This window comes from Gemmatimonadales bacterium, from assembly GCA_030697825.1.
Taxonomy (GTDB): Bacteria; Gemmatimonadota; Gemmatimonadetes; order Gemmatimonadales; family JACORV01; genus JACORV01.
Genome location: JAUYOW010000100.1, coordinates 1 through 9,030, shown reverse-complemented (window position 1 = coordinate 9,030; position 9,030 = coordinate 1). Strand labels below are relative to the sequence as shown.

General features: G+C 70.6%; 10 protein-coding genes. All 10 read left to right on the top strand.

Going from position 1 to position 9,030, the window contains the following annotated elements; genetic code table 11:
- Positions 1-131: 131 nt before the first annotated feature.
- Positions 132-557: a hypothetical protein gene (locus Q8Q85_05105; GenBank protein ID MDP3773627.1), complete on the top strand. Its 426-nt coding sequence runs from the start codon at positions 132-134 to the stop codon at positions 555-557.
- A gap of 142 nt (positions 558-699) precedes the next feature.
- Positions 700-1,170 (top strand): ribosome maturation factor RimP, encoded by a 471-nt coding sequence (gene rimP, locus Q8Q85_05100; GenBank protein ID MDP3773626.1) that lies wholly within the window; start codon positions 700-702, stop codon positions 1,168-1,170.
- A gap of 19 nt (positions 1,171-1,189) precedes the next feature.
- Complete coding sequence (gene nusA / locus Q8Q85_05095; GenBank protein MDP3773625.1) at positions 1,190-2,623, top strand: transcription termination factor NusA; 1,434 nt, start codon at positions 1,190-1,192, stop codon at positions 2,621-2,623.
- A complete protein-coding gene (locus Q8Q85_05090; GenBank protein MDP3773624.1) occupies positions 2,620-2,958 on the top strand; it encodes a ribosomal L7Ae/L30e/S12e/Gadd45 family protein in 339 nt (112 codons plus the stop codon). Before nusA ends, Q8Q85_05090 begins: the two co-directional genes overlap by 4 nt.
- Positions 2,955-5,630 carry a translation initiation factor IF-2 gene (gene infB / locus Q8Q85_05085; protein ID MDP3773623.1) on the top strand — a complete coding sequence of 892 codons (2,676 nt, stop codon included), beginning with the start codon at positions 2,955-2,957 and terminating at the stop codon, positions 5,628-5,630. The genes Q8Q85_05090 and infB overlap by 4 nt, the downstream gene beginning before the upstream one ends.
- A gap of 2 nt (positions 5,631-5,632) precedes the next feature.
- Positions 5,633-5,914 (top strand): DUF503 domain-containing protein, encoded by a 282-nt coding sequence (locus Q8Q85_05080; GenBank protein MDP3773622.1) that lies wholly within the window; start codon positions 5,633-5,635, stop codon positions 5,912-5,914.
- Positions 5,911-6,276 carry a 30S ribosome-binding factor RbfA gene (rbfA, locus tag Q8Q85_05075; protein ID MDP3773621.1) on the top strand — a complete coding sequence of 122 codons (366 nt, stop codon included), beginning with the start codon at positions 5,911-5,913 and terminating at the stop codon, positions 6,274-6,276. The genes Q8Q85_05080 and rbfA overlap by 4 nt, the downstream gene beginning before the upstream one ends.
- An 8-nt stretch (positions 6,277-6,284) precedes the next feature.
- Entirely contained in the window at positions 6,285-7,136 is an 852-nt protein-coding gene (truB, locus tag Q8Q85_05070; GenBank protein MDP3773620.1) for a tRNA pseudouridine(55) synthase TruB, read from the top strand.
- 8 nt (positions 7,137-7,144) lie between these two features.
- On the top strand, positions 7,145-8,044 hold the full coding sequence (locus tag Q8Q85_05065) for a bifunctional riboflavin kinase/FAD synthetase (protein MDP3773619.1): 900 nt from the start codon (positions 7,145-7,147) through the stop codon (positions 8,042-8,044).
- Positions 8,045-8,070: 26 nt separating this feature from the next.
- Positions 8,071-9,030, top strand: a 960-nt coding sequence (locus tag Q8Q85_05060; GenBank protein MDP3773618.1) for a hypothetical protein, incomplete at its 3' end; no start/stop codon positions are given.

Genomic DNA, 9,030 nt, shown 5'->3' with positions numbered 1-9,030 from the left:
CTCGGGGACCTCGTCGCGGGCGTCTGCAAGGACCTGGAGGGGGCCGTCGCGGAGGCGGGCGCGGTCATCACACCGGCGCCGAGCGTGGTGTGACGGCCCCGCCCACAGCCCAAGACCAACCGCACCGGGCTTTGACGCTCGCGCAGATCGCGGTGCGGGTCCTCGGGATCGTCTCTCTGGTGGAGTTCGGGGTGCACTCGGCGCTCCGGTTCCTTTTGCCGGGTCTCGACGGCGCTCCAGCCGCCGCCGTGGACTCGGTGCTGCTCACCATGGGGATCGCGCCCTTTGTCGTCATCACCGTCATGCAGCGACGGCGCGCGGAGCACGAGCGCGAAGCGGTGATTCAGGAACTGCAGGCGGCGCTGGCCAAAGTCCGGACCCTGAGCGGCCTGCTGCCGATCTGCGCCAACTGCAAGAAGATCCGGGACGACGGCGGGTACTGGAACCAGATCGAAGTGTACGTTCGCGACCGCTCGGACGCGGAATTCAGTCACGGGCTCTGTCCCCCCTGCGCGCGGACCCTGTACGGGGAGTTCGCCGATGAGGTCGAGGGGTAGCGCCCCGCCGCAACGCCGGCGACTTGACCCCCGCGGTCCCGTGCTCTAGCTTACCACCGGTTCGGCGGGGCTTGGGCTGCGCCCGCTGCTTCGTGGATGTGGGGTTGTCAGCCCCACATTTTTGTTTTCCGGGGTCTCCGTGGTGTTGGAGCGCGAAATCCTCGATCGTGAGCTGGCGAGCCGGGTCGAAGACCTCGGCTACGAGCTTGTCGAGGTGCGCCACGGCGGGACCGCTCGCAGGCCCCACCTCACCGTGCGGATAGACCGGCCCTCAGTCGGGCCGCGCCACGGGGTGACCGTGGATGACTGCGCCCTCGTGAGCCGGGCCCTCGAGGCCTGGCTCGACGAGCGGAACGTGGGCGAGGGGCGCTACATCCTCGAGGTGTCTTCGCCCGGGGTGGACCGGCCGCTCAAGCGCCTCGCCGAGTGGAAGCGGTTCATGGGCGCGCCGGTCGATGTGCTGGTGCCGCAGCTGGGCGGGCGGTTCCGGGTGACGGCCACTCAGGTCTTCGACGAGCCGGAGCCCGCGGTGGAATTGCAGTTCCCGAAGGGCGTCCGGCGGGTCCTCAAGCTGGAAGAGATCAAAGAAGCGCGCCTCGGTTTCGACTGTTAGGCGCGGGAGCCATGACACGATGAGCAGCACTGAAGTCCTCTCGGCGTTCAAGGAGCTGGCGCAGCTCAAGCAGCTCGACCGCAACGAGCTGCGCGAGCTGATCCGTGATGGCGTGTACGCGGCGCTGGCCAAGAAGTACGGCCCCAACGTCCGCGCCGATATCGTCATCGACGAGATGAGCGGCCAGATCAAGATCACCGTCCTCAAGGAAGTGGTCGCGGAGGTTGAGGACTCGAGCCGCCAGGTCGCTTTGGAGGAGGCTCGCTGGGACGATCCCGACTTCCAGGTCGGGGACGTGCTCGAGACCGACGTGGACTTCTCGGAGTTCGGACGGACCGCCGTGCAGGCCGCGAAGCAGCGCATCATCCAGCGGGTCCGCGAGGGCGAGCGCGCCCGGATCCGCGAGGAGTTCGCGGACCGCGTCGGGGAGCTGCTCTCGGGCGAGGTGCAGCAGATCGAGCGCGGCAAGATCGTCGTGATGCTCGCCAAGTTCCGCGAGGCGGAAGCGATCATCCCCTACCGCGAGCAGAACCACCGCGAGCACTTCCATCAGGGCGATACCATCCGCGCCTGCCTCAAGCGGCTCGAGGAGACGCCCAAGGGGCCGAGGCTGATCCTCTCGCGCGGCGATCCGATGTTCGTGAAGGCGCTCTTCAAGCTCGAGGTGCCGGAGATCCAGCAGGGCATAGTGGACATCCGCGCCACGGCGCGCGAAGTGGGAAGCCGGACCAAGATCGCGGTCTTCAGCCGCGACGACGGGATCGACCCGGTGGGCGCGTGCGTCGGGCTCAAGGGTAGCCGGGTGCAGGCCGTGGTGAACGAGCTGGGCGGCGAGCGCATCGACATCGTGCCGTGGAGTCCTGACCCCGAGCGCTTCGCTCGTCTGGCGCTGGCGCCGGCCCGAGTGGCGCGGGTCTTCTCCGAGCCGGAGACCAAGACCGTGCAGGCCATCGTGGACGAGGACCAGCTCAGCCTGGCCATCGGCCGCAACGGGCAGAACGTGCGGCTCGCATCCGAGCTCACGGCATGGAAGATCGACCTCTACTCCAGCCGCGAGTGGCTGGAGCGGGGCGGGGAAGGCCCGCTGTTCGCGCCGCTCCCGCCGCGTGAGAAAGAGGCCGAGGACGCGGGCGACGTGCCGCTCGCCGAGCTGTCGGGTCTCACCCAGGACCTGCTCGCGGTGCTGACCGCGGCGGGGTACCGCACCTTCAACGACATCCTCGACCTCGAGAAGAGCGATATCGGCGCGATCCCGGGTATCACTCCCGAGATGACGGAGCGGATCGCCGCGCTCATCGACGAGCTGACGACGACCGACGAGGCGTCGGAGGCCAAGGCGGCGCCCGATGCGGACGCACCGGCGCCCGATGACGCGCCGAGCGCGCCGGCGGACGCGCCTGAGACTGAGGCTCCGGCGGCCGAAGCTCCCCCGCCGGAGGAACCGACGGCGTGACCGACCGCACCCGCGCCGCGCTGGGCCTGCTGGGGCTGGGAGCCAAGGCGCGCCGGCTGGCGATCGGCGTGGACGCCGCGCGCGAGGCGCTGCGTCGCGGCGTCGCCGAAGCGCTGGTAATGCCTAGCGACGCCAGCGAGCGGGCGCGCGAGCGCCTGGTCGCGCTGGCGGGGCATCGGCAGGTGGCGCTGCTGGTCGGCCCCGATGCGGAGCGGTTGGGCGCGGCGCTGGGCCGGCCGCCGGTACACGGGGTGGCGGTGCTGGACCGGCAGTTGGCGCGCGGTCTGCGCGCGCATTGGGCGGCGGAAGTCCGAGGGGAGAAGAACTGGTCATGAGTACGCGGGTGCACGATCTGGCGGCCGAGCTCGGCAAGACGAGCGACGAGCTGATGAGCCTGCTCCGGGAGATGGAGATCTTCGTCCGGAGCCACATGAGCGCGCTCGAGGATGACAAGATCGCGCGCGTCCGGTCGCGCATCGAGCGCGACAAGCGCAAGGCCGCGAAGCCGGAACCGGCGAAGGGCCGCCGCCGGGCCGTCGCCAAGAAGAAGGGCGAGGAGGAGGCTCCTGCTCCCGCCCCGGTCGAGGCGGCGAAGCCGAAGCGGCGTCGCCGCACCGCCGCCGAAGTGGCGGTCGCCGAGGCCGAAGCCGCCGCCGTAGCGGCCGCGGAAGCCGCCGAGAAAGAGCCTGAGGTGGGCGAGCTCTTCGCCGACGAGATCGAGCCCGAGGCCGAGCCCGCCGCGCCTGACGTCGAAGCGATCTTCCCGCCGGAGCTCGCGCCGCCGGAGACCGAGTCCCGTGTCCCGATGCCGCTGGAGCCGCCGGCCCCGGTGGCATCCGCGTCGCCCCCTACGCCCACGACGCCAACTTCGTATCACTCGCCGGCGGCGCCCCGCGCGCCGTTCATCCCGGCGCGGATCGAGCGCCCGCAGCCGGCCAGGCCCAGGCCCGTGGCCTCCGCCACGCCGGGCGCGGGTGTGCCGCCACGCCCGATCGCGTCCGCGGCGCCGGGCGCGGGCCCGGTGGACGACCGCCGGCGCGACAAGAAGAAGCGGAAGAAGGGCAAGAAGTGGCAGGTGGACCAGGAGGCCGTGGCCGAGAACGTGGCGCGCACCCTGGCGTCCATTCGCGGCCCCGCCAAGAAGGGGGTCCGCCGCCGCGACGACGAGAAGGGCGACGTAGAGGCCGCGCGCATCGCCGAAGAGAAGGAACGCGAGAAGACGCTGGTCCGCGTCAACGAGTTCATCTCGGTCGCCGAGCTCGCCCAGATCCTCAAGGTGCCCGCGTCGCAGGTCGTGACCTTCGCCTTCAAGGAACTGGGCATGATGGTCACGGTGAACCAGCGGCTCGACTTCGACCAGATCGAGTTGATCTGCTCGGAGTTCGGGTTCCAGGCCGTGAAGGAAGTGGATTACGTCGCGGAAGCCGCCGAGCCGGAAGCCGCCGACGCGCCCGAGACGCTGGTGCCGCGTTCGCCGGTCGTCACCATCATGGGCCACGTGGACCACGGCAAGACGTCGCTGCTCGACTTCATCCGAAAGACCAACGTCATCGCGGGCGAGGCCGGCGGCATCACCCAGCACATCGGCGCGTACCACGTCGAGCTGCCCGGCGGGAAGCGCATCACGTTCCTCGACACGCCCGGCCACGAGGCGTTCACCGCCATGCGCGCCCGCGGCGCCCAGGTGACCGACATCGTGGTGCTCGTGGTGGCGGCGGACGACTCGATCATGCCCCAGACCATCGAGGCGATCAGCCACGCCAGGAACGCCGGCGTGCCGATGATCGTCGCCATCAACAAGATCGACCTGCCGTCGGCCAACGTGGACAAGGTCAAGCGCGATCTGCTCCAGCAGCAGGTCGTGCTCGAGGAGTTCGGCGGTACGACGCTCTCGACCGCGGTCTCGGCGAAGCTGGGGACCAACGTGCCGGTGCTGCTCGATCAGCTCCTGCTCCAGGCCGAGTTGCTCGACCTCAAGGCCAACCCGGACCGCTCCGCCGTGGCGACGGTGCTCGAGGCGCAGCTCGACCCGGGCAAGGGCCCCGTGGCCACGGTGCTCGTCACCAGCGGCACGCTCAAGGTGGGCGCCAACTTCATCTGCGGGATGTACTCCGGCCGGGTGCGCGCGCTCCAGGACGAGCGCGGCCGCACCGTGAAGGAAGCCGGCCCTTCCACTCCGGTACAGGTCCTCGGTTTCGAAGGCGTTCCGCAGGCCGGCGACTCCTTCACGGTGGTGGCCGACAGCGCCCACGCGCGCGATATCGCGCAGAAACGCCAGCGGCTCGGCCGCGAGGCCCAGAACCGCCGCGGCAGCCGCGCCGGGATGTCGCTCGAGGAGTTCTTCCAGCAGAAGGAAGCGACCGGCATCGCCGCGCTGCGGCTCATCATCAAGGCCGACCAGGGCGGCCCGGCCGAAGCGCTGGCCGACGCGCTGTCGCAGCTCTCCACGGGCGAAGTGAGGGTCGAGGTCGTGCACCGCGGCGTCGGCGCGATCACCGACAGCGACGTGCTGCTGGCCAAGGCCTCGGGCGCGATCATCATCGGCTTCCAGGTCCGGCCGGACTCCAACGCCCGCGCGTCGGCGGCGCGCGAGCACGTGGACATCAAGCAGTACCGCATCATCTACGAGGCGGTCGAGGACGTGCGCGCGGCGCTCGAGGGGATGCTGAAGCCCGAGCAGAAGGAAGTCATACTCGGTGACGCGGAGGTCCGGCAGATCTTCAAGATATCGGGGGTCGGGGTGATCGCGGGTTGCTTGGTGCGCAACGGCGCCATCACCCGCTCCGCGAAGGTCCGCGTCGTCCGCGACGGCGTGCCGGTCTACGAGGGCGGACTGGGGTCGCTGCGCCGCTTCAAGGACGACGTCAAGGAGGTCAAGGACGGCCTCGAGTGCGGCATCGGGGTCGAGAACTTCAACGACCTGAAGGTGGGCGACGTGATCGAGGCGTTCCGCGTGGATTCCGTGGCGCGCAGCCTCGAGGCCGCGGGACCGGCGCGCGCGGAGTAGGCATGGTCGTCGGCGTGATCTCGTGGGATCTCCACCTCGCCGGTTGCCAGTCGCTCAAGGACAAGCGGCGGGTGATCAAGAGCCTGAAGGACCGGCTGCACCAGCGCTTCAACGTGTCCGCGGCGGAAGTGGACCATCAGGACCTGTGGCAGCGCGCGGCACTGGCCGCGAGCGTGGTCTCCAACGACCACCGTCACGCCGAGGAAGTGCTCGGCTCGTGCGACCGGCTGGTGCAGGCCGAGCCGCTGGCCCACATCATCACCAGCGAGACCTCGTTCCAATGAAGACCCCCGGCCGGCGCCCGCAGCGGGTGGCTGAAGCGATCCGCGAAGTCGTCGCCGTGTTCCTCCAGGAGGAGGCGCGCGACCCTCGCATCGGCCTCGTGACGGTGACTGGCGTGCGCGTCACGGCGGACCTGAAGCGCGCCGTCGTCACGTTCGTCGCACACGGCGACGCGAAGGCGCAGCAGGACTCGCTGGAGGGACTCACTCACGCCGCCGTGGCTATCCGCCGGCGGGTGGGAGCCCGGCTCCACTTGAGGGTGGTCCCCGAACTGGTCTTCGAGCAGGATGCCGCGATCGAGCATGCCTCGCGCATCGACCAGCTGCTCGCCAGCCTGCGCCAGGACGAGGACGTCGCGCCCTGAGCGACGGAGTGCTCCTGATCGACAAGCCGGCCGGCCCGACCTCGCACGATGTCGTGCGCACGGTGCGCCGGTCGCTAGGCATGAAGCGCGTGGGCCACGCCGGCACCCTGGACCCGGCCGCGTCCGGCCTGCTGGTGGTGCTGGCGGGCCGCGCCACCCGCCTGGCGCGGTTCATCGGCATGCTGGCCAAGCGCTACACGGGCACGATCCGGTTCGGCTTCGAGACGGTGACCGACGACGCCGATGGAGAGCCGACGCTGCGGGATGAGAGCTGGCGCGGGCGGACGCCGGGAGAGATCGAGGCCGCGCTGGCGCACGTGGGAGCGCAGCCGGCGCAGATGCCACCCGCCGTGTCCGCCAAGAAGGTGGAAGGGGAGCGCGCCTACCACATGGTGCGCCGCGGCGAGGAGCCGGGGCTCAGGTCCGTCGAGGTGACCATCCACGAGCTCCGACTCTCGGCCTTCGACCCCTCGGCGGGCGAAGCCGCGATCGTCGTGGACTGTTCGACCGGCACCTACGTCCGGGCCATCGCTCGTGACGTCGGCCGCGCGCTCGGGACTCGGGCGCACCTCGCGGCGCTGCGCCGGACCGCCATCGGGGCGTGGCGGGTCGAGGACGCGGAGCCGCTGAACGCGATCCGCGACGCGACGCTCCCGCTGCGTCCGATGAGCGAGGCGGTCGCGCACCTGCCGGCGATCGAGGTGGGCGAAGCGGGGGGCAGGCTCTTCAGGCACGGCCGCAAGTTCGAGTCGTCGGAGGCGCACCAGGGATTCGTCGCCGTGTTCGAGCGCGGTGAGCTCCTGGGCGTGGGGGAGTTCCGCGAGGGCCTTTACTCGCCCGTGGTGGGGCTCGCGTCCTGACGCGCACCATTCTCACCGTAGGCACCTTCGACGGCGTGCATCGGGGGCACTGGGCGGTGCTCGAGGAGATTGCGCGGCGCGCGCAGGCTTCGGGGCTCAAGAGCATCCTCGTGACCTTCGAGCCGCACCCGCTCGAGATCGTTAACCCGCAGGCGGCGCCGCCGCTCCTCACGCTGGGCGACGAGAAGCGGATGATCCTGGCGCAGTCGGCGGTAGATCGGGTGGCGTTCCTGCCGTTCACGCCGGCGCTCCAGGCGTACCCGCCCGAACGCTTCGTGCGCGAGATCCTGGAGGAGCGGTTCCACCTGGCCGAGCTGGTGATCGGGTACGATCACGGTTTCGGGCAGGGGCGCGCGGGAGACGTGGAGTTGCTGCGCGCCATCGGCCGGGAGGACGGCTTCGCCGTGGACGTGGTGCCGGCGGTGATGCAGGACGGCCGGCCGATCTCCTCCACCATGATCCGCCGCTTCATCGCGGGGGGCGACCTCGACCACGCCGCGGCAGCCCTCGGCCGGCCGTACTCGGTGACGGGGACGGTGGTTCCTGGCGCGGGCCGCGGGCGCGGCATCGGCGTCCCGACCGTGAATCTCGCGCCGCCGAATCCGCGCAAGCTGTTGCCACCGGACGGCGTGTACGCGGCCACCGTCTCGTGGAGGGGAGGCTCGCACGGGGCGATGCTGAACCTCGGTCCCCGGCCGACCTTCGGCGAGAGAGAGCGCGCCCTGGAGGCGCACTTGTTCGCGTTCGACGGCGACCTGTACGGGGAGAGCGTCACGGTCGAGTTCCACCGCCGGCTGCGAGAAACGGTGCGGTTCGCCTCGGCCGACGCGCTCCGACTCCAGCTGGAGCAGGACCGCCACGACGCGCTCGCCGCGTTGAGGATGGCTGGTCGCCCGGTTACCTTGTAACCCTTGTCAACCTTTATGGTTACGCCATGTTCGATTCGATAAGAGCGCGTCTCGTCGTCATAGGGGTCCTGGTAGGCCTCTCCGTCTGGGCCCTCTGGCCCCGCAGCGTCACCACGCGGGTCCCGGGCCCCGACGGCGTCATGCGGGACTCCACAGAGCGTCGGATCAACCTCAAACGGGGTCTGGACCTCCAGGGCGGCATCCACCTCGCGCTAGAGCTCGACCAGAGCCGCGGCGCGGTGGCGAACCCCGCGGACGCGATCGACCGCGCCCTCAAAGTGATCCGGACCCGCATCGACGAGTTCGGCGTGGCGGAGCCGCTGGTGCAGAAGCTCGGCACCAGCCGCATAATCGTGGAGCTTCCCGGCATCAGCGACCCCGCGCGCGCCAAGGAGATCGTGCAGCGCTCGGCGTTCCTCGAGTTCATGATGACGGACAAGGAAAACCTCTTCCGCCAGGCGATACCGGCCATCGACCGGGCGCTCGCTGCGGCGGGCGTCACCGAGCGCAGCATCGGGCGGCAGGTGGCCGACAGCGCCGCGCGTGCGCCGGCGGGGCCCACGTCGGCCGTCGAGGACATTCTCAGCGGGGTGCGTCCGCAGGCCGCGGACACCGCGAAGGCCGCTGCCGGAAGCGACCCGACCCGCAACCGGCGCGACCCCGCGTCGGCCCGTCGGGACAGCGCCGCGGACACGGTCGGGGCAAATGCATCCGGCGTGCTGACGCAGTTGCTCTTCGGCGGCGGCATGGAGGGCCAGTTCCTGGTCCCCGAAGAGAAAGTGCCGGCCGTCGATGCGATCCTGGCTCGCCCCGACGTCCAGCGCCTGCTGCCGCGCGGCATCGTGCTCCGCTGGGGTAGCGAGCCGCTCTCCCGCGGCGCGCGCGCCTTCCGGCCCGTCTACGCGCTGGTGGAGCGGCCTATCATGACCGGCGGGTATCTCACCAACGCACAGGCCAGGATCGACCAGCTCACCAGCGGCGCCGTG

Excerpts from the sequence above, each read along its gene's own strand:
- nusA (MDP3773625.1), top strand. The coding sequence starts at position 1,190 with ATGAGCAGCACTGAAGTCCTCTCGGCGTTCAAGGAGCTGGCGCAGCTC.
- infB (MDP3773623.1), top strand. The coding sequence starts at position 2,955 with ATGAGTACGCGGGTGCACGATCTGGCGGCCGAGCTCGGCAAGACGAGC.
- Q8Q85_05080 (MDP3773622.1), top strand. The coding sequence starts at position 5,633 with ATGGTCGTCGGCGTGATCTCGTGGGATCTCCACCTCGCCGGTTGCCAG.
- rbfA (MDP3773621.1), top strand. The coding sequence starts at position 5,911 with ATGAAGACCCCCGGCCGGCGCCCGCAGCGGGTGGCTGAAGCGATCCGC.